Source organism: Streptomyces cinereoruber (genome assembly GCF_009299385.1).
GTDB classification, from domain to species: Bacteria; Actinomycetota; Actinomycetes; order Streptomycetales; family Streptomycetaceae; genus Streptomyces; species Streptomyces bikiniensis.
In genome coordinates this window covers 1-21,872 of record NZ_CP023693.1, presented here as the reverse complement: position 1 = coordinate 21,872, position 21,872 = coordinate 1, and the positions used below count along the sequence as shown (strand labels likewise).

Here is a 21,872-nt window from a genome sequence, read left to right as displayed (position 1 = left end):
GTCAGCGGTTGTGATCGAGACCGTAATGGACCCTGCCCAGCTCACGCCGGGATCGTGCCGACAACTCCGCCCCATCGAGGAGCTGTCCGGTCCGTACCCGCAGCGGGCCGGCGATCTGCCCGGCGGCCTGCGGCAGCCACGGGAACCGCACGAGGAGCGCCCACAGGGTGTGCGCGTACAGGTCGACGTACCCGGGCGCCACGTGCAGCCCGCGGGCCAGGCCCCGCAGCAGGGTGACCGGGTCCCACCCGGCGAGCGCGCGGTCGGTCATGAAGGCGTCGTCCGGCTGCGGGGTGCTCATGGCGCCGACCCAGTACGCCCAGTAGTTCAGGTTCGCCGCCTCGGCGGTGTCGTCGTCGGCGAGCGCGCGGTCGATGAAGTCGAGCAGGGGCTGGGGGTCGCCCTGGCGGGCAAGCGCGGTGGCGGTCGAGCGGGCGCCGGCCCAGTGCGGGGAGAAGCCGCGCCGGGCCAGGACGTCGCGGCCGCGGTGCAGGGCGGCCCGGGTCCAGGCGGCCGCGTCCGGCCCGTGGTCGTAGGAGGCCAGATACAGCGCCTGGCGGTGCAGCAGCGCCCCCTCCTCGTCATGCCGGGCCGCCCGCTCGGTGGTCTCCCGCAGGTGGACGAAGAACGCCTCGCGCTGCCCGGCCGACAAGACCGGCGCGGTAGCGGCCGGCCCGCGCCGCAGCCGGGGCAGGCGTCCGGCGAGCGCGGGCGGCGTCGTCCCGGTCAGCGCCCAGGACAGCAGGTGTGCGGTCTCCCGGGTGTGCACCCACCCGGCCAGCGGATGAACCTGCCCCTCGACCGCGCCGAGTCCGGCCGCCAGGACCCGGTCGGCGTCCATCGCCGCCTCCAGCACCGCGACGATTCCCGGCTCGGCTCCGAGCGCGGGCAGACGCCGCCGCAGCTCCAGCAGTACCCCGGCCTTCACATTCGACAGCGGCCGTCGGCCCGACTCCCATCCCTGCACCGTGTCGACGTCGACCATGAGCGCCTCGCCGAGTCGCGCCTGCGTCAGCGATGCGCTCTCGCGGGCCAGGCGCAGGACGAAGCCCGCCACGGACGGTGCTCTCGGCGGTGGTGGTTGCCTGCCCATCGCGGGCCGCCTCCCGGCTCGGCGCTCGTACGCGAACCCGTACTCACGGTCAGTGTTACCCCACCGCGCCCGCCCGTACGGTCAACTCCGCAAGTCCCCCTTGAGGACCGTCTCTGTCGCCGTGTTGACGCCCGGGAGCGATGCCCGCATGACGCACCCCGACCCCCTGCCGCCCGAGCCCGCGTACGGCGTTCCCTCTCCGGACCTGGTCGCCCGGGCCCAAGCCGGGTACGCCCGCTTCCTCGACGCCAACACCGCCGCCGACGCCGACCAGGAGCACGACGGAGAACCGGAGTCCGCCGGATGAGCGCTCCCGGTACATCCGGCGACGTCTTCGGCCTCGTCGGCAAGACCGTGCGGGACATCGCCTCCGGCGTCGAGGGCGAACTCCTCGCGATCCGCTGCGAGCAGCTGCCCACCCACACCGGCACCCCCGCCTGGACCCGCCGCGCCTACCTCCTCCCGCCAGGCCAGGACACCCCGCTGACCACCGCGCCGGGCAACATCCGCCCCACCGGGGCCCGCCGAACACCGTGCCTCCGGGGCGCCCCGCAGCCCCCGGAGGCACGGTCACCACCCGCGCACCATCACCGAGAGGAGCACCACCGTGACCATCACCGCCATCGAGCCCGCCGCCGTCGTGGACCGGGCTCGGGAGATCCACACGGCCTGGCAGGCCGACCCGGAGATGCCCAGCGTCCTTGAGGGCTGCGCGCTCTACACGAGGGAGTGGGACGACTTCTACGGCGGCCCGCTCGTCAGCGAGTACTCCGTCACCCGCGGCGCCCAGCCCCTTCTGGAGGGCGCGCTGCGGGTGATGGCGCCCAAGAGCGCCCTCTACGAGCTGACCGGCGACGAACTCCTGGCCGAGCTCCCCGTTCCCGTCCCGCTCGACGTCACCTGCCACGCCCTGCGCGCCCAGTTCACCGCCCTGTCCCGCGTCCACAGGAAACATGCTCGACCAGCTCGTACGGGACGTCGAGCAGGAAGGGATAAGGAACCAACAGAGCCCCCAGGCTGTCGGCAGTGTCGAGTGGAATCAACACCGTCAACGACCAAGGCTTTGCCACGTCACCACCCTCGCTGACCAGCCTCTTTCATCCTGTGTTAAAGGGTGAAAGAGGCTGGTCAGCGAGGGTGGTGACGAGGTAGGGCCCCTCGTCGTTGGCCCGGGTGAGCGCGCCTTCGCACAGCTGAAGTCCTGGCGGATCCTCCAGCGGGCCAGATGCTCCACCCGTCGCATCGGCACCATCGTCCAGGCCGCCCACACGCTGCTGACCTGCAACTATTCAGGATGAAACAGGCTCACTGACGTCGGCCCTGCGGCCCCCTAACAGATCGCTTGCTATGCAGTGTCTAATGCTGTCCGTTTCGGCGGCCGTAGCTGTCGCTGGCGGTCGGTAGGTAGTTGTGCACCGCCCAGGAGTTGTAGGACACCCGGTCCTGGTGGGCCTGAAGCCGTGCCTGCTGTTCCTGCAGGAGACCCTCGGCCGTCTCCGTCCGGCTTCTGCCACGACGGCGCACCACGACGTACGACAGCGCCCCGATGCCGAAGATGACTCCGAACAGGGTAAGTAGAGCGGTCACTTCTCCTCCTCGCTGTTCTTCGCAGGGTAGTTCGAAGAGCGCGGCTGCGTCAGGGGCCGAGAAGGACTGGGCAGGTTAGGGGCTGTCCGATGGGTCGTGTGAGCTGATCAGGGCCGTGGCATAGGCGTAGATGAGCTTCTCTGGAGGTGCCGTCGTCGGGCTCGCTGGCACTGAGAGCTCGCCGCCAATCCGCCCGTCCTTGCCTGCGTCGGCCGGTTGAGGAATTTGGTTGCGGTGGATCAGGCGGATGCGGTCATACTCCGGCATGAGTAGAGACGCCGAGGTCATCGTGCTCGCCCGCTGGTCGGGCGAGGTGATGGAACCACTGACCCAGGACGACTCGGAACGCACGTGGCGAGGTCGCTTCGTCCCGATAGCGGGGCAGTGGGGCTACAAGTTCGGGTGGGCCCTGGAGTTCGAGAAATTGCGTGGCCGCCAGGGCCTGCTCAAGCACCTGGAGTCGCTGCCGTGGCCGCATCCGCACACGGTGCAGGTTCTGCTTCGCGACCAGGACGACGACTGCTTCGGGCTATGGATGTTCCAGGAGGGCCGGCTGGTGGAAGTCACCATTCCGCGCACCGAGCGTTTCTACCAGCCGGCACCGCCCAATGAGGACTTCGAACCCTACCCGGGCATGCTGCTGCGCACCGACCAGAACACGGCTCTGCCTGAGCAGACCCCAGAAGCACGCCGCGACACCCGCTCACCCTGGTAGACCGAGTTCGGCAGCTCATCTTGGGACGTCAGGGCTGTCGACGAGCGCGTACTCAGCGAACTGCGCCACCACTGCCCAGGTGCCAAGGACCTCTCAACGGGGCGTTTCACTGCGGACGGAGCCATAGGCGGATCGCGGCCACGGTGACCGTTCCGTGGAAGACGTACGCCCGTTTGTCGAAGCGTGTGGTGATGGCGCGGAAGTTCTTGGGCCGGTTGATGGTCCGCTCGACTTCGTTGCGCCGACGGTAGATCGCCTTGTTGAACCCGGCGGGCCTGCCTCCTTGGCTGCCGCGGTGCCGGCGGTTGGCCCGTTGGTCTCTCGGCTCGGGGATCGTGTGCTTGATGTGGCGTCTGCGCAGGTGATGCCGGTTGCGGCGTGACGAGTACGCCTTGCCTCTCCCGACGTGGTCGGGCCGGGTGCGCGGTCGTCCACCAGCCTGCCGGGGCACCCGGATCTCTTCCAGGGCGGGAATCATCTGCGGTGCGTCCCCCCACTGACCGGGCGTGATGACAAACCCGAGCGGGCGGCACCCGCCTTCTCCGGCGAGGTGGATCTTGCTTGTGAGCCCGCCTCGCGAGCGTCCCAGGGCCTCATCGGAACGGTGACGCGTCGGGCTCCTGCGCCGACCCGGGATCTTCGGGGCGCGGGTGGAGGCGCCAGCCGCGTGCTGATGAGCGCGGCATGTCGTGGAATCGACGCCGACCATGCTCCAGTCGATCCGGCCCTTGGTATCGGCGTCGGCCTGGACGGCCCGCAGGATTCTCTCCCTCGTGCCGTCCGCCGACCACCTGCGATGACGGTCGTGGACCGTCTTCCAGCTACCGAAGCAGGGAGGCAGGTCCCACCAGGGAAGTCCGGTCCGCTGCCGGAACAGAATCCCGTTGATCACCCGGCGGTGGCATTTCCAGCGTCCTCCCCGCCCACGATTCGCCGGCAAGTGCGGCTCCAGCCGAGCCCACTCCTCATCCGAAAGATCTCCCCGCCCCATGTCCCACGGAACGACTCCCCAGCGGGAGCGTCACACGACCCATCGGACACGACCTAGACCTCATCGAGCGGACGACCCGATGGGACAGCGAGGAGCCCGTCGGGAGATTTGCCTCGGCTGACGGCCTTGACCGGGTCGCGATCGTCCTCTGCGTGGACGCGAGCCCTCGAGATCGAAGGCGCCGATGCGCTGTCACGTCTTGTGATCGATGGTCAAACCGGAGATCTTCCGATGATCTTGGGAGTGGCCTGTTTCTGTAGCGACCGTCACGTTCGATGCGCCGTCGTGATGAGCGTCCAGCTCCGGACTCAGGACAGGTCTCATGCCGAAGCCGTCGAGTGCAGGGTGGCGATGCCGAGCAAGATGCTCTCTGTTGGCCCGCCCAGGGGTGGGCTGAGGGCGCCCGGCGGCGTTTGGATCGGTGGCGCATACGGGGGCGCACAGAAGCAACAGCCGGTGGTGTAGGGGCTGTTGTCAGAGTGCTGCGCTACGGTCATGGTCCCCGTCATCGGGGGTGTTTCGTCCCGCCCGGCCTCTATCTCAGGCCGGGCGGGAGCGAGTGGCGCGTGCTCCCTGGTGGTTCTCGGCACGGGAGCCGGGCCCCTTCCGGATGGAAGGACGACACCAAGGTGTCCTGACTCCAATTTGGGGGTCAGGCCGGTGGGATTGCAAGGAAAATCGGGAACTTCACCCGCGCAACAGCGTCAGCAGGCTCGACGCGCACAGGAACGGTCATCTCCGACCGCATGGCGCACCTTCCATGCATCGCAATGTTCCGTAATTCCATGATCACGTGGCGTTAGCGGCATCCCTCGGTACATGCTGATGCTCCTTCAGAAGCGGATCGGCACCCGCGAGTTGAAGGGGCTACCTCTGTGTGGCCTTCCGGATGCACAGCATGACGACACGCAAGGAATCACGATGAACAGCAAGCTGATAGCGGCGGCCATGGTGCTGTCGCTGGGCGTCCTCGGCTGGAGCGTGGCGATGGCGGCGATGGGGCACGCCGCCATCATCGCCACGCTGGCCCCGGTCCTCGGTCTCACCGTCACCCATGTCCTGGCCGGCTTCCGCAGCAAGACCGCGGCCGTCCCCGGCACCGCCACGACGGCGGGCGACGAGGAGGACAGCGCCCCGTGACCCCCATGCACAACGCGACGGGGCCGGCTTCCGAGTCGGCCCCGCTCCGCCCCGGCCGCAAGCTCGGTCCCATCGCCTCCACCGTCGGCAGTGCCCATCGCGCATGGCTCACCCCCACCCGTGAGCACTACCTTCTCAGCGGCCGTACCCTCGCCGACCTCAGCGCACGCGTACTCGCAAAATCGAAGCTCTCCGAGCTGCTGCGCGGAGTCGGCCACTACCCCCGCTGGGAAGTCATCCACCGCCTGGCCGAGGAACTGAACATCCCGACCTGGCCCCTCCACCGGCTCTGGAAGCAGGCAGCCATGGACGCCGGCAAGAGCCGCGACTGGGTCGATCGCTCCACCGCAGGCCGGCTTGCCGTCACCACCCAGATCGGACCGCCCCTGGAGCACGGCGCCCTGCGTTCCATGGTCGAAGACGGCTACCGCCGCTACGCCGGTGTCTTCCTGACCGGCACCGTCCTGGACGCCGCCGTCGAGGAGACCTTCGCCATCCTGTGGCTCTCCTTCGACGACGCCCTGGCCAGCCCCGACATCCGCCGCTACGCCTGGAACATCCTCAGCGCCACCGTCAAGGCCAAGGCCGACCACCGAGACCAGCGGCCCGTCCTCGCCGACGCTGCCTTCGACACCGCCGCCCTGCACGGTCAGGACTCCCTCGACCACCAGGCGGCCCAGCTGGCCGAGTCCCTGGAGATGTTTGCTGCCATCAGCAAGCTGCCCCTCACCCAGCTCGACGTCATGGTGCTTAGGCGCCTGTGCGGCTTCACCACCGAGAAGGTCTCCGACCTCCTCGGCATTCCGCTGGCCCTCGTACGGTCCAGCGAACGCCACGCCGACCGGTTCCTCGCCGACACCGTCGAGTCGCCGGCCCACACCGGGGGAACCACCTCATGAAGAAGACCAACCTCGACAGCCTCCTCGCCCGAACGCTTCTCGTCTTCGAACGAACCGTGCCACGCGACACCGTCCCCGCCCGCGACCCGGACCCGAACTCCCCCCGCGACTCCACCGACCCGAACACCGCATCGGCCGCCGAGGACCTGCGCGCCTTGTGCGAGGCCCTGGTCACCCACACCCCCGCCGATGCCGTCGCCGACTTCCTCACCGACCAGGTTCCCGAGCCCCGCAGCGCCATGGTCCTGGCCTGCGTCCTGCAGCTCACCGACACCGACGACGGCGCCCGGTTCTGGTGGCAGTACGCCGCCGGCGCCGGGCACGCCGCGGCCGCCTACTGCCTCTACCTCCACCACCTCGCCCTCGGCGAGACCCACGCCGCCCGCTGGTGGCACAAGCAGACCGACGACGACATTCCCGTGGTGAAGACTGTTCGCACCACAGTGCACCGCGACAACAAAACCGTCGCCCTCTTCCACGAGGAGGAGACCTCCGCCGCCACCCTCCTGCGGCTCCTGCGACGCCTGGGCAGGACCGCCTCCCGGCCCCGCTCCGCCGTCGTCGCCGAATTGATGGCCTACATGCCCACCGCCGTCGCCGTCGGCTACCTCCGCGAACCCGACAGCGAAATCCCCTTGCCAGGAGACAAATTCGCCCAGGAAATCAACACCCTACTCACCGCCAGCGCCACCCGGCCCGACCACCCCAGCAACCTCCCCGCCCGCGCCCGCGGCCGTACCCGCCCTGGACCGCGACAGGCAACAGTCGCCACCGGAGCGCGGATCCCGCAGACCCTTGACGAAGCCGCATCGCGCTGACCACCCGACCCCCTCAGCATCGGTGTTTGGGTCTGGGCCGCACCGAGAGGTCAGGCGAATGCCTCCTGGCGAAGGGTGCTGCGGACGTCGGTCAGTGGTTGGCGGTCGCGGGTGCAGTAGAGCTTGTTGGTGAGGAGTACGGCCCACCGGTTCTGGGTGGAGGAGATCCACATGCCGGTGCCGGTGAAGCCGTAGTGGACCCAGACGTCCTGCTCGTTGGTGGTGCCGGGGGCCGGGTGCCAGAACAGGCCGCGCTCCGGCTGGAGGCCGCCGGTCTGCACGGCGAGGGAGTGGGTGCTCCACTCGGCTCCGAAGCCGGCCTGGGCGGGGGCCGTGGTGGGGGCGAGCATGTAGCGCAGGAAGACGGCCAGATCGTCGAGGACGGTGAAGGTGCCGGCGATGCCGCACACCCCGCCGAGGAGCCGGGCGGAGAAGTCGTGGGCGGTGCCCTTGAGGTGGGTGTCGGTGTCCTGGTCGAGCTCGGTGGGGGCGCATCGGGTCGCGATGCCTGCGGGCAGCGGACCGAAGCGGGTGGAGTCCATGCCGAGCGGGCGCCAGGTCCTCTTCTCGCAGAGCTGGCCGGAGAGGTGTTCTGCGAGGTAGCCGAGGATGAGGGCGGCCCGGTCGGTGTACTCGACGGCTTCGCCGGGCGGCCGGTTGAGGGCTTCGCGCAGGACTCCGCGGCGGATGGCGGCGGGGTCAGTGCCGTAGAGGTTCTTCAGCTGGGTCCGGAGAGGGAGGCCGGCGGTGTGGGTCAGGAGCTGCCGCGCGGTCACGATGCCGAGAGGGTGGCCGGTGACCTCGTCCCAGAAGGTGCCGAGCGGGGCGTCGAGGTTGAGGACACCGTCCTCCCACAGGACTCCGATGGACGCCCAGACTGCGAGGATCTTGGTGAGGCTGGCGGCGTCGAAGACGATGTCCGGCCGCATCCTCACGTTCGGCTCGTCGGAGTCGAGGACGCCGGTGGTTCCCGTCGCCCGTAAGTCGCCGGAGTCGCCGACGGCCCACACCGCTCCCGGGTAGACCTTGTCACGGATGCCTTCGCTCTGCAGGTTCTCGATGCGCTCGGTGCGGTACGGCATGGTCTCCCTCTTCGTACGGGCATCCCAGCGGCCAGCGTAGTGACGTGGGTCGGTTGGGCCGGGCAACGGTGTGCCGGGGGCCCCGGCGGGTCCTCAGGTGAGCTGGCGGCCGAGGCCGGCCAGTTCTCGGGCGGTCTTCGACAGGGGGTACTGGGCGGCGCTGGCGTACCCGGCCTGCATGAAGCCGTGGCACGCCCCGCAGAGGCACCCCACAGAACAGAGCTGCCTGACCATAGTTCATTCTTGACCATTGCCCTCTAGTGTGGTCGGGTAGGTGTGTGACAACTCCCGCGATCCGCGCGACTCTTCCCACGGCTGAGGTACTGAGCCTGCTCCTGGACGCTTCAGCCGACGACCCGCCATGGGCAGCGAGGATCAGCGAGCAGACCGGCTTGGGCAAAAGCACGATCTCGCAGATCCTCACCAGGCTTTCTGCATTGATGTGGATCGTGACCAGCAACGAACTAGGCCCTCATCCCGGCCGTCCACCTCGGATCCTTTGTTCATTGACGGGGGAGGGGCGCCGTCAAGCAGGGGAAATTCTTGCCAAGAGAGCTGTCACCCGCCAGCGCCGGCCCGGGCACCTGGCCAAGGAAGCCATCTCTTCTGAAACTTCGACACAAATCAGCGTCAGCCACCCAGTTCAGGCCGAATGTAGCACACAGCAAACGCAGTCCGGATCCCAGAGCTCGCGATTTAAAGGTCTATGGCCCGTCAGACTCTCCGAGGTTGAAAAATACCGAGCCGACAAGGCCGCCGACGCAGCCTTTTCTGCAACAGAAGCAACCCCGGTCTCGGAGAGCGACTCCCTCACCCGCCTGGCTGAACTGAAGAAAGCTCACAAGGCACTCCAGCTTATGAACCAGCAGCTCAGCGCAGGCTTCATCGGCCGGAGCGCTGTCGCTCCAACTCATAGGGAACACCACGAAGAGCTAATCCATCTCCTCCTGATGGAAACCCTCCATGCCCGAGGAAGGCTCTTGAAAGCCCACACCTACTGACAGTGCAACAAATTCATCTCCAGAAGCGCAGATTATCGAATTCGCCATCTTACCAGAATCGGAAGTGTGATTTAGAAACCGCTTGAAGAGAAGATCTAAACATCCCCTTTTCAAGCTGGTCACTCGAGCGGCAGAGAGCACTCTTATTGATTGTCTGCATGAGGCTGTCAGTAGAGAATCGTCACCTGGATGTCAGTGGTGTAGCCCAGGTGACCTGCTAGTTCTTACTGTCGGGTGGTGGCGAACTGGCACTGACAGTAGTGACGAAAGGTCAGGTTAATCTGGCGCAGACTCCCACCACCCAGACCTGGACCCACCTCGCCCCGCACATCACCGACATCCCGAAGACCAGCCCGCACCCGGGCCGCGCCCACGCCGTCCAGGGCACCGACGCCCGCCCGCTCCAGGTGCTCTACCTGACCCACACCGAAGCCGCCCCCCAGGCCGCGAACGCCGTCACGGCTGCCGAAGCGAGCTGACCTGCCGGGTACGCCACGGGCCCCGGGGGTCGGCCATGACATCCCCGGGGCCCGGCATGGGTGCGTGTTGTCCAACGACCGTAAGACCTCGGCGTCACGTCGGGACCAGTTCCGGGACGGCTGTCCGGGAGCCGTGAGCACGGATTTCCTGCCGGTCCAGTCCCGCAGCCCGGACAGCGTTGATGGGGTCAGGTGGTTTGGCCGCCGTCGACGACGAGGGCGGTACCGGTGGTGAAGGCGGCGTCGTCGGAGCACAGCCAGAGCACGGCGGAGGCGATCTCCTCCGGCTTGCCGAGACGGCCGACGGGTTCGTCGGCGATGAGCCCTTCACGTCCACCAGGGCGGGTGTCGCCGAAGCGGCGGATCATCTCGGTGTCGATGATGCCGGGGCAGACCGCGTTGACCCGGACGCCCTGGGCAGCGTGGTCGAGGGCGGCGGAGCGGGTGAAGCCGATGATTCCGTGCTTGGCGGCGGCGTAGGCGGCCTGGCCCTTGAAGCCCTTGACGCCGGCGCCGGAGGAAACGTTGACGATCGCGCCGCCGCCGTCCTGGCGGAGCATCTGGCGGATCTGGGCGCGGGTGCACAGGAACGCTCCGGTGAGGCTGACGCCGAGGATGCGGTCCCAGTCGTCCTTGGCGGTGTCGGCGGCCGACTGGACGGGCTGTTCGACGCCGGCGTTGTTGAAGGCCGCGTCCAGACTGCCGAAGCGCTCCACGGTCCGGTCGACTGCGGTCCGGACGTCTTCCTCACTGGTGACGTCGCAGGTGAGGGTGAGGGCTTCGCCGCCGTCGGCCTCGATGAGGCGGGCGGTCTCGCGCAGTCCGTCGGCGGACAGGTCGGCCAGGGCGACCCGCGCGCCCGCGCGGGCGAAGGCGAGGGCGGTTTCCCGGCCGATACCCGAGGCGGCGCCGGTGACGAAGGCGGCCTTGCCGTGGAAGTCATAGGTGACGCTCACGTCGCTTCTTCTTTCTGTCTGGTGTGCTGATGTGCTGGTGTCAGGGCGTGAGGAGGGTCTTGATGGCGCGGCGCTCGTCCATCGCTTTGTAGCCCTCGGCGACCTGCTCCAGCGGCAGGGTGAGATCGAAGACCTTGCCGGGGTCGATCACGCCCGTGAGGACGCGGTCGATGAGGTCGGGCAGGTAGCGGCGTACGGGGGCGGGGCCGCCGCGCAGGCCGACGTGGGAGAAGAACAGCTCCTGGCCGTCGACGGCGACGTCGTGGGGGACGCCGACGAAGCCGACGTTCCCGCCAGGGCGGGCGGAGTGCAGGGCCTGGCTCATGGACTGGGCGGTGCCGACGCACTCCAGAACGGAGTCCGCGCCGATCCCGCCGGTCAGCTCCTTGATCTTCTCGACGCCCTCCTCGCCGCGCTCGGTGACGATATCGGTGGCGCCGAACGCGAGCGCGAGCTTCTGCCGGGACTCGTGGCGGGACATGGCGATGATGCGCTCCGCACCCAGCTCCTTCGCGGCGATCACCCCGCACAGGCCGACTGCGCCGTCGCCGACGACCACGGCGGTCGAGCCGGGCTTGACCTCGGCGGCGTCGGCGGCCCACCAGCCGGTGCCCATGACGTCGGAGACGGCCAGCAGACCGGGCCAGAACTCCTCGTCCGGCACCTCGGCGGTGGCGACCAGGGTGCCGGCGGCGTTCGGGATGCGTACGTACTCGGCCTGGCAGGTCGACATGAACTCGCGGCGCAGGCAGTTCGACTGGAACCCATTACGGCAGTTCGCGCAGGTGTTGTCCGAGGTCGCGAACGAGCCGACGACGAACTGGCCGGGCCGCAGCGAGGTGACCTCGGAGCCGACCTCCTCGACGAAGCCGACGTACTCGTGGCCCATCGGGTGCGGCTCCCCGATCGGCTCCGCACCGCGGTAGGGCCACAGGTCCGAGCCGCACACACAGGTGACGGCCGTCCGGATGACCGCGTCGGTGGGGTGGAGGATCTTCGCGTCGTCCACGGTCTCGAAACGCACGTCACCGGGGGCGTGGATCATTGCTCCGCGCATCAGAAGTTTCCTTGCCTTGCGAGGGGGCCGGGCCGCCCGGGGCAGCCCGCGTACCGGTGTTCCCGGGGCGGGAACACCGTGGGACCGTGGCGTTCCCTCCCGCCGCAGGGACGGCAGAGAAAACACCACGCCTTCCAGGTAACCCGTCCTTCGCATGCGCAGCGAGTCACTAGCAAGGGGTGTACCAGCAGTACACCCCTCCGCCGCCGACCAGGCCGTACCGTCGAAGGCATGGACAACCGTGAGGAGGTCCGCGAGTTCCTCACCTCGCGGCGCGCCAAGATCGCCCCCGAACAGGCGGGACTGCCCGCCGGCCCCCGCCGCCGGGTGCCGGGCCTGCGCCGCAGCGAGGTCGCAGCTCTCGCTGACGTCAGCGTCGAGTACTACGCCAAACTGGAGCGCGGCAACCTCGCCGGCGTCTCCCCGGCTGTTCTCGAAGCCGTCGCCCGCGCCCTCCGGCTCGACGACGCCGAACGCGCCCACCTGCTCCACCTGGCCCAGGCCGCCGACGGCACCGACACCCTCACCCGGCCCCGACGCCGCGCCACCCGGGCCTGGACACCGCACCGCAGCCTGCAATGGGTCCTCGACGCCGTCACCACCGGCCCCGCCTTCGTCCGCAACGGCCGCATGGACCTGCTCGCCACCAACCACCTCGCCCGCGCCTTCTACACCGACGTCTACGCCGACCCGCACAACCAGGAAAACCTCGCCCGCTTCCAGTTCCTCGACCCCGCCTCCCGCCGCTTCTACCCCGACTGGGACCTCGCCGCCGACATCGCCGTCGCCATCCTGCGCACCGAAGCCGGACGCGATCCCCACGACAAGGACCTCCACGACCTCGTCGGTGAGCTGTCCACCCGCAGCGACGCCTTCCGCACCCGCTGGGGCGCCCACAACGTCCGCCACCACGGCACCGGCACCAAACGCTTCCACCACTTGGCCGTCGGCGACCTCACCCTCGCCTACGAAGGACTCGAGATGGCCGCCGCACCCGGCCTCACCCTCACCATCTACACCGCCGAACCCGCCTCCTCCTCCGACGAAGGCCTACGCCTGCTCGCCACCTGGGCCGCCACACAAGCGATCCCACAGCACAAATGACCAGCCAGTGACCGTGCCCCCGCTCACCGGTCCGGGTCCACGAAGACGGACTGCGCTCGCCTCCGACCCATGCCGTTAAAGAGCGCCTCCTTCCGCTCCAGCTCAGCGTCCTTGGCGTACCGAATCCTGCGGGTACACCAACGAATCCGCTGTTCAACGTGGTGGTCAGGCCGGGCGCACTGTGGCACTACCCGTTGCGATGGCGCCTACGAGCCCCACGAGGGCGTCGACCACGACATGGGCGACTACCTGTCCGGCGATCCGCGCGAGGCCGCCGAGCTCCTGGTCGACGATGTCGTCCGGCTCGCCCGCGCGCAGCGGGACCCGTACGCCGGCAACGCCACCGCCCTGATCGCCCGCATCACCTGTCCGACCACCAAGGGAGAACTGTCCATGGACACCCCGCCCGCCCCCGCGCCTGCCGCTGATATCCGCGACCAGCAGATTGCCGGCCTGCGCGCCGCGCTCCAGTGGGCCGTCCCTCTGCTCGCCTTCGCCGCCGGACGCGAGGCGGACACCGACCCGCGCCAGTCGGAGCTGCTGTCCGCGGCCGCCGACGACCTGACGGACATCCTCGACCGCACCGCCCCCTGAACCGCGCCCTCCTCGAAGCTGGGCCTGCCGCCGACGCTCGTCCTGGAACACTGGGGGCCACCGTGTCGACGACGACGAGGAGGAGCGAGCAGATGACGGTCCTGCCTTCACCGGAGGAGATCGAGGCCGTCCGCACGCCCGCCGGCGGCTGGAAGCGCAACCAGCTCGCCGCCTGGGGCGTCCCCTGGCCCCCGCCCAAGGGCTGGAAGGACGAGCTCGCCGAGCGCTGGAAGGCTGCCCGCCAGGACGATGCCCCGCCTCCGCCCCGACCGACTCCGGCGCCGGACGGCTTCGCGCAGGAGACGCTCGACTTCGGCTGACCCGACGACTACGGGGCCGGGCAGGAGAACATCCTGCCCGGCCCCGCCGGCTACTCCCACAGCTCCTTGATGAAGTTCCCCAGGACTCTGGCCCAGTCGGGCGGGGCCGGCCAGGAACTCTTCCGTCAGGCAGGCCATGAGCGTCTTCGGCGTGTCCTGGGCCGCGCCCTGGCGGTATCTCGGGCTATCACGGCGGGCACGTCGGCGCCGACGGCCGCCTGCTGGTCCGAACAGCGCGGTTCTCAGACCGGGATGTCGACTACCGAGCAGGCCCAGCCCGGCTGGTGTCGACTGTTAATACTCGTCCAGCTTCAGCCAGGGTTTGATCTTGAGCTCTTCGGCCTCTTGATCCATCGTCTTCTCGCTGAGACGCACATTTGTAAGAGCCAGGGTGGAGGTGCTTTCCGGGCTTCCTTCGAGGATCGCTGTCCGTGAAGTTACTACTGCTTCCGCCCAAGCCTCGGCAGCGTCCGCGAACTCCTGGGTCTCGGCAGGGGCACGGTTGGCGGCCTTGCGGAGGTTCTCCAGTTCGAGCTGCGAGGCAAGCTGCACGCTTTCGACCTCGGTCCGAGCGTCGCCCGCTTCTACGGCTGCAGACTCCAGCTTCATCTCATCACGGATGCGGTCTACAGAGGTCCTTATGTCACTGATGGACTTGTCCACCTCGGCATCGCCGCTGCACGCTGTCAGCAGAGCGCAGCTGGTCAGTGCCAGACCGATGGCGATACGACGTATCCTGCTCAAGATCCCCCCGAGGCATTGAAGAGCCCAGTGTCTTCACAGCGGTGCTGGACTGTATGCCGGTGATCCTTTCGATGAGAAGATCGCGATGTCAAGGCGACGTGATCCGGTGGACTGGACCGCAGCGGGCACTGGAAGGCGCCCGATGGAAGCCGGTGCATCTATCGGCTCGCAGCTGCTTCATCGATGGCTGGTGACAGGCTGAGCGGTGTGGCAACGGCTGATAGGCGTCGCCCGTTCCTCACTGCCGGGCGTCATCTGTCTTCATTGGTGTAGTGCCGTCTGAGCTGGGTGTTCCTCGGGGTCGGTGTTGTGCGGTCAGTGAAGGGTGGTGTCGTTTCCCGGGTAAGGCGGATGACGCCTGTGTGGCTCTCAGGCCGTTTTCTCAGGCGGGAGGGCTGGATGAGGCGGGCGGGGGTTGCTCGGTACGGGGCCAGCCGTCTCGTGGCCTGTACGCCTGCCTGCCGGCCCATCTACACGCGGGTGGGTGCCGCGCCGGTACGATCGCCTCGTTCCACCCCTGCGCCCCGCCTCCGCGTACCCTTCGGAGGCGGGGCGCAGTTGCGATGTGCCGTCTTCATGACGGTGAGGCCATGGCAGTGGCGGGTGGTCAAGAGAGGCGTGTTCTCGCAGGTCTTTACCCTACGGTGACGGTTGGCCACTGACACGAAGTGGTGTTCAGTGGTCTGGTGACTGACATGACGTGGTACATCCCCAAGCGGCCCGCTGTCATGTAGGCGGCACATCGCAGCGGGCTGTGCTGCTCCACGAACGCCTCCAGGCGCTCGATGTACTTCGTGCGTTCCTCAGGGGGCATCGCGCTCAAAGCGACGTCCAGGAACTCCCCCTGCGGCCGGTGCAGTGTTCCTGGTGTGGTGGCAGGGTTCACGGCAAGCGTTCCGCGGCTGCCAGGAGGTCCTTCGCGACCAGCTTCGGAGCCGGCGGAGAAGCTCAAGCCGATGGAGTGCGGGGTCCGTCTTCGGCATGGCTGAGGAGCGGCCCGGGTCCGGCTGCTCGGCGGCCGGGGACAGCGGGGGAGAGGTAGCCGCGTTGACGGGCTGCTTTGATCCAGTCCTTAATGGTTGGTTCAGGGCGGTCGAAGAGTTGGGCTAGGCGCCGGTGGAGGCCAGGACCGTTGATGGCTTCGCGGAGGTAGGCGTGGGCTACACGGCGAAGGAGTTCTTCCTCGAGTGGTGGTCGCCCTCGCTGCGTGGGCTGCGAGAGTGCGTTGGCGTTCTCCAGAGCCTGTACGGATTCCGGGGCGAGTTCCGGTCCGGAGCTGTCTTGAGGCTGTCCGAGCGTCAGGGTGGTTACGCCCTCGTCTTTCCAGGACTGGTCGGCCAGTTCGGCTTGAGCACGGGCGACGATCTGGCCCAGTGGGATGCGGCGCAGGACATCACTCGTGATCGGCACGGAAACGGTCGAGGGCACGTCATTCTCGGAGGGCCACACGAAGTCCCCGAAGCTGTCCCAGTACCCCCAGTCCGGGCGCCAGAGCTCGAGTTCGATCACGCCTAGGCCGGCTCCCTGGTTCACCAGGATGCCGTGCACGGTCACTGGTAGATCGGCCGCCTTGTAGACGAAGTCGGCGACGTAGCCGGGCCCACGCCGTCGCTCCTTGACGAACAGCATGAGCGAGGGGCCCGGCTTAGCGTTCTCGGGGATCGCCGCCAGGTCGGGGTAGGCGTCCCAGGGTTCCATCACGATGGCGACGAGCGACTTTTTCCACAGGTCCAGCTCTTGAGCGCGGCGCGAGCAGTCGTAGGAGCGGTCACGGACACGCGGGTGGTCCGGCTTGAGACGAAGTTCCTCCTCGGGGGCCTCGGGGTTGACGTAGTCATCGGCACTGAACCCGGGCTGCGGCATGCTTCTTAGGCTAAAGACCACCGGTTCGCGAGGTGGAGGGAAAAGGCGGGTGAGAAGCCCCGCGAGACAAGTCACCCGTACAGCGGCAGGGGCCGTTCTCGGTGAACTAGGTGGTCTGTGCGGCGAGCGCCCATCATGCTGTTCTCAAGGTGAGGGGGGCGTGTGGCACGCGATCAGGCGGAGATCGAGCAGAGGAACCGACAGTGCCTTGAGGCGTTCGTGGTGCGAGCACGCCGTGTGGCAGAGCACTCCCTTGCTGATGACTGGGAGAAGCTCGTGGCGCTCATCGATCCGAAGATCGAGGTCCGTTTCGAGAACGGCGAGGTGTGGATCCGGCAGGAGCTGCCGGCCGAGGAGGTAGTCGAGTCCGCCGCGGCGCGGATCCGGCCGATTCTCTTGACGACCGAGGACTGCTTCCACATGAAGGTCCTCAAGGCACTGGGCTACGCATGCCTGGAGCTGCCGCGTGATGCGGAGCGGATCCGAGCAATGCGTGCCGAGTGGAAGACGCGAGTGGACCCCGCCACGCCCCTGGACGCCGCCTACCGGGTCCTGGTCGCCAATACGACGACAGGCGAAGAACACGACCTCGACGCGCACCGTCTGGCCATGTCCTGGATCTACGGCGACGTGGTGCATCACGATACTGATCGGCGGAAGGAAGGTGACCCCTTCGGATTGCGAGACCGGTTCCGGGCTGCCGTGCCGCTGGTCGCCTGGACCATGGTCGCGACGATCGAGCTCCTCAACTACATCGAAGCCCTGTGTAAGGACGGAGTTCTGTACCTCCAGCCGGAGGTCTTCGAGGCGCAGGTCGCCCTGAAGTCGACGGTGTGGGAAGAGCCTGCTCAGATGTTCACTGCCCCCGTCGGGACGGAGATGCCGTCCGGTGCGACGGCCTCCCTGCCCGAAGGATGGCTCCCGGTGGGCAAAGACACCGACCTCTCCCACTTGAAGGCCATCTTCGGAACACAGCTCCTCCACCCCACCACTGTCGCACCCGAGACCGCTCCGCTCAGCGAACACTCCGACGCGGGCCAGCCCGAGAGCGTCGGCACAACGCTGCGACCGTTTACAGGTCTCTGCAACAGCTGGTCAGGGACTGACAGGCCGAGCTGATCGAGCGCTGCAACCCTGACGACGTACCGGCGTTCCGCGTCTTCCTGCCGTTCGCGCCTCGCCTCTGTCAGCGCCCTGGACTATGCCGTCTCACTCTGATTGAACTACCTGTTTTGGGTTTCAGGCTGCTGACCTGTGGTGCTTCACCGATTGAGAAGGTGATCCCCCTTGGGTTGCAAGCTGCTGTGTGGTCGTGACCTGGGAGACGTCAGAGTTTGAGTCGTGCCTTCAAGGTGACTGAGACATCGATAGAGGGGGAGGGGTTGAGGAGGGGCGCAGCGGCTCTGAGATGCCGGCCCGGGCGGTTGCTCGTCGCGGTGGATCCGGGCCGCGCCACCACCCGCCCGTGCTCCCGCTGCGTCAGCGTGGACCCCATGCACCCCCGCCGTACGCTCCTCGTCGCCCTAGCCGTGCTCCTCGCCAGCGGGTGCGTGGCTGCCCCCTATACCCGGCCCCCGCCCCGCCCACCTCGCGCCTGCCGCCGACCGCCCACCCGCCCCGCTCCCGACGTGGGCCGACCCGACCCCGGCCGCCGATGTCGCCCGCCACGCCACCGCACTACCGAAGGACAACGGCCTCGGCGCTCTGGCCGACGTCATCCTCCGTGAAGCCGCCCGACGCCTGTCCGTCCCGGCCACCGGCACTGCCCGATGCGTCCAGAACCGCGCCCGCCTCATCCGCGCCCTCTACACCCGCCTGGACCGCCTCACCGCTCCCCTCCCGACCACTACGTAGGCACGCGAGGGCAGCGGCCCGCGATCCCAGGCTCTACACGCACATCAGTGCGATGCCGCTGCTCAAGGACCCCGGCATCGCACGGAGGTGCGTGTAGACCCTGGGATGTCACGCCGCCGGCCCCAGACGGCGAAGAACCCCAGGCGCGTCGTACGCCCGGGGCCCTTCCCGCTCCCGAGGCGGAAGCGGCCCGGCTCACCAGTCGTCGGGCGCGCTGCCCACCCACACGATCGGCCGGCCTTCGCCGTTGCGGCCCCAGTGCGGTTCCTCCAACGCGGCCTCGGGGCCGTGGCCCAGGACGCAGATCCGTCCCCAGCGCCCGTGCTTGCCCGGACACACCCCGGCCAGCAGGCCCGCGTCGCTCTCGGCCACGGCCTGGTCGTAGCGGTCCTGGAGCGGCTGGAGACGAGCGAGTAACTCCGTGCCGAGCTCCCTCTCTGCCGCCTCCACCCGCGCCCTCGCCTCCTGCACGCCGGGGTCGGACAGCACGGCCGAGATGGTCTTCTCCGCCTCCGTGAAGGCGCTGTTGCGGGCGTGCTGGCGCACGGCTTCCCGCACGCACCGCTCCTCGCCGTCCGTCGTCATCACGCCACGCCTTCCGCGGCTGCCCATTCCAGGCCGAGGTCGGCGAGTGTGGTGAGTTTGTCGGTGGTCAGTTTCGTCCGCCTGCTCTTCTGGTTCATGACCCACACCCCGAGCCGAACTTCCACCCCGCCCTCCAACTGCTCCACGTGACCCCTGGGCACGGTCACAGAGCCGGTCCGGGCCTTGTACTGCGCCAGGGCCGCGACGCCCCTCTCGAAGGCGCTCACGGGCGCCATGGACGGCTTCACGGACTCCCCCGGCTCCGGCTCGGGGGCGAGGGGGGTGACGCCGAGCTGTTCCAGGCGCTCGCGCTGCCCGCCGCTCAGTGCGGCCCATACCGCCGGCTGACGCTGCTTCGCGAGCCACCGGCCGATGTCCATGCCGTGCACGGTCACCCCGGGCTCGACGTAGACGAGCGCGCTTTCCTCCACGAACATCTCCCGCAGCGCGGCGTAGTACCGCTGCCACTCCAGCGGCCAGTCCGGGTTCCAGTCCGCATCCACCGCCTCCAGCGCCGCCCTCCACTCCTCCTTGCCGTCCAAGGCTCCCGGGCGCCGCAGGTTGGACAACCACTGCCCCACGGACCTGTCGAGCGCGGTGGCGGAGCGGGGCGCGCACAGCGTCCAGTGCTCCTCGAAGTACGCCTTTGCCGCCTGAAGGTTCTCCTGGAACCGCTCGTCGACCGCGCTCCAGACCATGCCCAACTGTTCCAGCCGCTTCGCCCGCAGCCCGGACATCTGCCCCGCCCCGTACGCGCGCCGCTGTTCTGCGATCCACCTCCCCAGCGGTGTCGCGCCCTCCCGGTGACCGAAGGGAACGCGGGCGTGCCCCTCGCGCTCGACGAACTGCTTCAGCTTCGCCCACCCCCGCGCCCAGTCCTGCCGCTCCGTGTCGATCACGTTGAAGCTGATCCAGTCCGCGACCATCACCGGATCCCGAGGAGCGGCAAAACGAAGCAGCAACCGCGCTTCTTCCTCACCGTCACCAGGCGCCGTACCGATATTCCGGGACGGCTCCACAACATTCTTCTGAGGCTCCTGCGGAATCGCGAGCAATTCCACCGCCTCTTCATCATGCGCCCGAAGACCCTCAAGAACCTTCACCAAAGGCCGGTACGATCCCGAAGTGAACATGTCCTCTGCTACCTCGCCGGGCTTGAGGAATACCGGCACGATCAGCGACGCCAGTTTCCCCTCTCCGGGCTTTTGCCGCAGCGCCCGGCCGATGGCCTGCACAATGTCGTGCGGCGCCCCCTTGGGGTCGAGAAGGGCGACGCTGTCCACGGCCCGGATGTCCATGCCCTCGCCCAGGACGCGGCAGTTGGCGAGCACGGCCCGCCGTGCAGTGGACCCGAACTCCTCCAACACGCCCCGCCGGCGCTCGGGGACGTGCTCACCGCACAGCCAGTTCGACCAGATCCGCGCCGAAAACCGTTCCGGCTGATCCGCGTGCAACTTCGCCGCCACGCGCTCCAGGCCCTCCGCATACGCCTGAGCCTCTATGGTCCGGTGGTGGAAGGTGATGCACGTCGACAGGTTGTGCTCGGCCATCGTGTGCAGCAAAGCAGCCTGCAACGCCCCGATACGCTCACCACGCACTTGCTCACTGCGCCGCTCCTCACCCATCAGCCGCTCAGGGGTGACAACCGGGTCCTGGAGCTCCAGCACGATGATCTGATAGCGCGCGAGCAAACCTCGCGAGACCGCCGACGCCAGCGACAACTTGAACAGAACAGGCCCGAACACCGCCTCATCGTCCATCGAGGCCGCCATCTGCTCCGGCAGCGGATCCCAGGCACCCTCGGCCAGCTCCCAGTTCGCCGGCCGCTCCTGCCAGATCCGCGGCGTCGCCGTCAGGTACAGCCGCCGCGCGGCCGGGATCACCTCCTGACGGTGAATGTCCGCCCACGCCTTGCCCATCGACCCCGAAGTCCGGTGAGCCTCATCCACCACCGCCAGGTCAACAGGGGCAAGCTGCTGCCCGTAGACGCCCTTGAACGCCTCCGCGAGCACACCCAGAGACGCGTAGGTGGCGTAGATCGTCACCGGCCCCGCCCCGTGCCGCAACGCGAGCTCCACCGGATTCGTCGTCGCCCGCACCTTCAGACTCCACAGCTGCGGGTCGTCCTGGAGCGAACAGACCGCCACCGCCGGCCCCTTGTGCCCCGCGTCGTGCCACGCCTTCACCGTCTGCGCCAACAGATCCAGCGTCGGCACCAACACGAGAACGCGACCCCTCGGCACAAGCCTTTTCGCCGCCACCGCCGCAATGATGGTCTTTCCCGTCCCGCACGCGGCATGCACCTGCCCACGCAGACCATCAACAGGAATACCACCGGACGGGATATCGAAGCCGCGTACAATGGCGGCCACGGCCTCAATCTGATGGTCACGCAGCTTCACGGCCATGTTCCGTGCTCTCCTTTTCGCGGAATGAGGCGCGCAATAAGAAATGGAAGTCCGACGTAGTCGTACGGGCCGGGGGTTGTGGTGTCAAAACAGAGACTCTACACAGCTATCACCCATGATGCATCACCCTTACTGCAGGTTCCCACCCCCGAGCGATGCATGACCGGATCGGGTCTCATGGCGGCTCGTTTTCCTGCTAGGATGACGAGACGACGGATAGACGTACGGGCCAGTTTGGGCAGTTCCAGAGGCAGGGGAGGGGCTCGGGTGGAGCGCAGCGGAACCCGTCACTACAGCGAGGCCGGCACCCACCCGGGCCGACAGGACGTCACCCTCCCAGCCCCGATGGTGACCCGGGATCCGAGTCGCTACACAGGTCCGCGCGCGATGCACCCACTCTTGTCGCCAGCCCAGGCAACCGCGCTTGCGCGGGTGTCCACAATTCGCGCTTGCGCGAATTGACCCGCTTTCAGAATTCCGCTTGCGGAATTCCATTACCGCGCTTGCGCGGGAATCAGAATTGCGCTTGCGCAATTCGTGCTCTATGCCCCGGCTTGCCGGGGCATATCCCGCTCCGCGGGG

22 protein-coding genes and 3 pseudogenes are annotated in these 21,872 nt (G+C 68.1%); 13 read left to right on the top strand and 12 right to left on the bottom strand.

From position 1 onward, the window contains the following. Window position 1 precedes the first annotated feature (1 nt). Window positions 2-1,057, bottom strand: coding sequence for a helix-turn-helix domain-containing protein (locus CP977_RS00120; protein ID WP_229991722.1), 1,056 nt, complete (start codon window positions 1,055-1,057; stop codon window positions 2-4). A gap of 184 nt (window positions 1,058-1,241) precedes the next feature. Here CP977_RS00120 and CP977_RS33890 point away from each other — a divergent pair, with 184 nt between their 5' ends. Further along, entirely contained in the window at window positions 1,242-1,400 is a 159-nt protein-coding gene (locus CP977_RS33890; protein WP_167309068.1) for a hypothetical protein, read from the top strand. Window positions 1,401-2,040: 640 nt separating this feature from the next. Here the strand turns inward: CP977_RS33890 and CP977_RS34560 are convergent. Further along, a pseudogene (locus tag CP977_RS34560) lies at window positions 2,041-2,139 on the bottom strand (IS5/IS1182 family transposase); the annotation flags it as partial. 123 nt (window positions 2,140-2,262) lie between these two features. Between CP977_RS34560 and CP977_RS00110 the strand changes: the two are divergent. Beyond that, a pseudogene (locus CP977_RS00110) lies at window positions 2,263-2,391 on the top strand (IS5/IS1182 family transposase); the annotation flags it as partial. A gap of 58 nt (window positions 2,392-2,449) precedes the next feature. Here the strand turns inward: CP977_RS00110 and CP977_RS00105 are convergent. Beyond that, entirely contained in the window at window positions 2,450-2,680 is a 231-nt protein-coding gene (locus tag CP977_RS00105; protein WP_152369305.1) for a hypothetical protein, read from the bottom strand. A 265-nt stretch (window positions 2,681-2,945) separates the two neighbouring features. Between CP977_RS00105 and CP977_RS00100 the strand changes: the two genes are divergently transcribed. Next, window positions 2,946-3,395, top strand: coding sequence for a hypothetical protein (locus CP977_RS00100; RefSeq protein ID WP_152369304.1), 450 nt, complete (start codon window positions 2,946-2,948; stop codon window positions 3,393-3,395). A 106-nt stretch (window positions 3,396-3,501) separates the two neighbouring features. Here the strand turns inward: CP977_RS00100 and CP977_RS00095 are convergent, their stop codons facing one another. Then, the gene (locus tag CP977_RS00095; protein ID WP_152369303.1) at window positions 3,502-4,386 is read right to left on the bottom strand and encodes an IS5 family transposase; all 885 of its coding nucleotides are present in this window, start codon (window positions 4,384-4,386) and stop codon (window positions 3,502-3,504) included. Between the two features lie 921 nt (window positions 4,387-5,307). Between CP977_RS00095 and CP977_RS00090 the strand changes: the two genes are divergently transcribed. The 3 genes from CP977_RS00090 to CP977_RS00080 are packed head-to-tail and all read left to right on the top strand — an operon-like array spanning window position 5,308 to window position 7,243. After that, window positions 5,308-5,526, top strand: a complete 219-nt coding sequence (locus tag CP977_RS00090; protein ID WP_152369302.1) for a hypothetical protein — start codon at window positions 5,308-5,310, stop codon at window positions 5,524-5,526. A gap of 5 nt (window positions 5,527-5,531) precedes the next feature. Beyond that, window positions 5,532-6,425 carry a sigma-70 family RNA polymerase sigma factor gene (locus CP977_RS00085; protein WP_152371453.1) on the top strand — a complete coding sequence of 298 codons (894 nt, stop codon included), beginning with the start codon at window positions 5,532-5,534 and terminating at the stop codon, window positions 6,423-6,425. Then, window positions 6,422-7,243, top strand: coding sequence for a hypothetical protein (locus CP977_RS00080; RefSeq protein ID WP_152369301.1), 822 nt, complete (start codon window positions 6,422-6,424; stop codon window positions 7,241-7,243). Before CP977_RS00085 ends, CP977_RS00080 begins: the two co-directional genes overlap by 4 nt. A gap of 50 nt (window positions 7,244-7,293) precedes the next feature. Here the strand turns inward: CP977_RS00080 and CP977_RS00075 are convergent, their stop codons facing one another. Both CP977_RS00075 and CP977_RS33880 read right to left on the bottom strand, forming a co-directional pair. Next, entirely contained in the window at window positions 7,294-8,325 is a 1,032-nt protein-coding gene (locus CP977_RS00075) for a serine hydrolase domain-containing protein (protein WP_152369300.1), read from the bottom strand. 93 nt (window positions 8,326-8,418) lie between these two features. After that, window positions 8,419-8,559, bottom strand: coding sequence for a hypothetical protein (locus tag CP977_RS33880; RefSeq protein WP_167309058.1), 141 nt, complete (start codon window positions 8,557-8,559; stop codon window positions 8,419-8,421). Window positions 8,560-8,603: 44 nt separating this feature from the next. Between CP977_RS33880 and CP977_RS00070 the strand changes: the two genes are divergently transcribed. After that, on the top strand, window positions 8,604-9,326 hold the full coding sequence (locus CP977_RS00070; RefSeq protein WP_152369299.1) for a hypothetical protein: 723 nt from the start codon (window positions 8,604-8,606) through the stop codon (window positions 9,324-9,326). Window positions 9,327-9,586: 260 nt separating this feature from the next. Further along, entirely contained in the window at window positions 9,587-9,805 is a 219-nt protein-coding gene (locus CP977_RS00065) for a hypothetical protein (protein ID WP_152369298.1), read from the top strand. A gap of 188 nt (window positions 9,806-9,993) precedes the next feature. On the opposite strand, the gene CP977_RS00060 is transcribed toward CP977_RS00065, so the two are convergent. Continuing rightward, on the bottom strand, window positions 9,994-10,761 hold the full coding sequence (locus CP977_RS00060) for a glucose 1-dehydrogenase (protein WP_152369297.1): 768 nt from the start codon (window positions 10,759-10,761) through the stop codon (window positions 9,994-9,996). Window positions 10,762-10,801: 40 nt separating this feature from the next. Continuing rightward, window positions 10,802-11,818, bottom strand: a complete 1,017-nt coding sequence (locus CP977_RS00055; RefSeq protein WP_152369296.1) for a zinc-dependent alcohol dehydrogenase family protein — start codon at window positions 11,816-11,818, stop codon at window positions 10,802-10,804. A 231-nt stretch (window positions 11,819-12,049) separates the two neighbouring features. Between CP977_RS00055 and CP977_RS00050 the strand changes: the two genes are divergently transcribed. From CP977_RS00050 to CP977_RS00035, 3 genes are all read left to right on the top strand, one after another. Continuing rightward, window positions 12,050-12,922, top strand: coding sequence for a helix-turn-helix transcriptional regulator (locus CP977_RS00050; RefSeq protein ID WP_152369295.1), 873 nt, complete (start codon window positions 12,050-12,052; stop codon window positions 12,920-12,922). A gap of 237 nt (window positions 12,923-13,159) precedes the next feature. After that, window positions 13,160-13,516 carry a hypothetical protein gene (locus tag CP977_RS00040; protein ID WP_152369294.1) on the top strand — a complete coding sequence of 119 codons (357 nt, stop codon included), beginning with the start codon at window positions 13,160-13,162 and terminating at the stop codon, window positions 13,514-13,516. Between the two features lie 92 nt (window positions 13,517-13,608). After that, window positions 13,609-13,836: a hypothetical protein gene (locus CP977_RS00035; protein WP_152369293.1), complete on the top strand. Its 228-nt coding sequence runs from the start codon at window positions 13,609-13,611 to the stop codon at window positions 13,834-13,836. 294 nt (window positions 13,837-14,130) lie between these two features. On the opposite strand, the gene CP977_RS00030 is transcribed toward CP977_RS00035, so the two are convergent. Together CP977_RS00030 and CP977_RS34365 are read right to left on the bottom strand one after the other, a co-directional pair. Then, window positions 14,131-14,580: a hypothetical protein gene (locus CP977_RS00030; protein WP_152369292.1), complete on the bottom strand. Its 450-nt coding sequence runs from the start codon at window positions 14,578-14,580 to the stop codon at window positions 14,131-14,133. Window positions 14,581-15,528: 948 nt separating this feature from the next. Beyond that, complete coding sequence (locus tag CP977_RS34365; RefSeq protein ID WP_208421876.1) at window positions 15,529-16,443, bottom strand: hypothetical protein; 915 nt, start codon at window positions 16,441-16,443, stop codon at window positions 15,529-15,531. A 162-nt stretch (window positions 16,444-16,605) separates the two neighbouring features. Here CP977_RS34365 and CP977_RS00020 point away from each other — a divergent pair, with 162 nt between their 5' ends. Together CP977_RS00020 and CP977_RS34550 are read left to right on the top strand one after the other, a co-directional pair. Further along, window positions 16,606-17,562 (top strand): hypothetical protein, encoded by a 957-nt coding sequence (locus CP977_RS00020; protein WP_183953382.1) that lies wholly within the window; start codon window positions 16,606-16,608, stop codon window positions 17,560-17,562. A 528-nt stretch (window positions 17,563-18,090) separates the two neighbouring features. Beyond that, window positions 18,091-18,297: pseudogene (locus tag CP977_RS34550) on the top strand (restriction endonuclease); the annotation flags it as partial. A gap of 195 nt (window positions 18,298-18,492) precedes the next feature. Here CP977_RS34550 and CP977_RS00010 read toward each other — a convergent pair. Further along, the gene (locus CP977_RS00010) at window positions 18,493-18,882 is read right to left on the bottom strand and encodes a hypothetical protein (RefSeq protein ID WP_152369291.1); all 390 of its coding nucleotides are present in this window, start codon (window positions 18,880-18,882) and stop codon (window positions 18,493-18,495) included. Then, window positions 18,882-21,290, bottom strand: a complete 2,409-nt coding sequence (locus CP977_RS00005; RefSeq protein WP_152369290.1) for a DEAD/DEAH box helicase — start codon at window positions 21,288-21,290, stop codon at window positions 18,882-18,884. Before CP977_RS00005 ends, CP977_RS00010 begins: the two co-directional genes overlap by 1 nt. Between the last annotated feature and the right edge of the window lie 582 nt (window positions 21,291-21,872).

What these genes read in the sequence shown, in the direction of transcription:
- CP977_RS00035 (WP_152369293.1), top strand. Translation starts at nt 13,609, where the DNA reads ATGACGGTCCTGCCTTCACCGGAGGAGATCGAGGCCGTCCGCACGCCC.
- CP977_RS00055 (WP_152369296.1), bottom strand. Translation starts at nt 11,818, where the DNA reads ATGCGCGGAGCAATGATCCACGCCCCCGGTGACGTGCGTTTCGAGACC.
- CP977_RS00090 (WP_152369302.1), top strand. Translation starts at nt 5,308, where the DNA reads ATGAACAGCAAGCTGATAGCGGCGGCCATGGTGCTGTCGCTGGGCGTC.
- CP977_RS00010 (WP_152369291.1), bottom strand. Translation starts at nt 18,882, where the DNA reads ATGACGACGGACGGCGAGGAGCGGTGCGTGCGGGAAGCCGTGCGCCAG.
- CP977_RS33880 (WP_167309058.1), bottom strand. Translation starts at nt 8,559, where the DNA reads ATGGTCAGGCAGCTCTGTTCTGTGGGGTGCCTCTGCGGGGCGTGCCAC.
- CP977_RS00075 (WP_152369300.1), bottom strand. Translation starts at nt 8,325, where the DNA reads ATGCCGTACCGCACCGAGCGCATCGAGAACCTGCAGAGCGAAGGCATC.
- CP977_RS34365 (WP_208421876.1), bottom strand. Translation starts at nt 16,443, where the DNA reads ATGCCGCAGCCCGGGTTCAGTGCCGATGACTACGTCAACCCCGAGGCC.
- CP977_RS00085 (WP_152371453.1), top strand. Translation starts at nt 5,532, where the DNA reads ATGCACAACGCGACGGGGCCGGCTTCCGAGTCGGCCCCGCTCCGCCCC.
- CP977_RS00080 (WP_152369301.1), top strand. Translation starts at nt 6,422, where the DNA reads ATGAAGAAGACCAACCTCGACAGCCTCCTCGCCCGAACGCTTCTCGTC.
- CP977_RS00100 (WP_152369304.1), top strand. Translation starts at nt 2,946, where the DNA reads ATGAGTAGAGACGCCGAGGTCATCGTGCTCGCCCGCTGGTCGGGCGAG.
- CP977_RS00040 (WP_152369294.1), top strand. Translation starts at nt 13,160, where the DNA reads ATGGGCGACTACCTGTCCGGCGATCCGCGCGAGGCCGCCGAGCTCCTG.
- CP977_RS00050 (WP_152369295.1), top strand. Translation starts at nt 12,050, where the DNA reads ATGGACAACCGTGAGGAGGTCCGCGAGTTCCTCACCTCGCGGCGCGCC.
- CP977_RS00095 (WP_152369303.1), bottom strand. Translation starts at nt 4,386, where the DNA reads ATGGGGCGGGGAGATCTTTCGGATGAGGAGTGGGCTCGGCTGGAGCCG.
- CP977_RS33890 (WP_167309068.1), top strand. Translation starts at nt 1,242, where the DNA reads ATGACGCACCCCGACCCCCTGCCGCCCGAGCCCGCGTACGGCGTTCCC.
- CP977_RS00005 (WP_152369290.1), bottom strand. Translation starts at nt 21,290, where the DNA reads ATGGCCGTGAAGCTGCGTGACCATCAGATTGAGGCCGTGGCCGCCATT.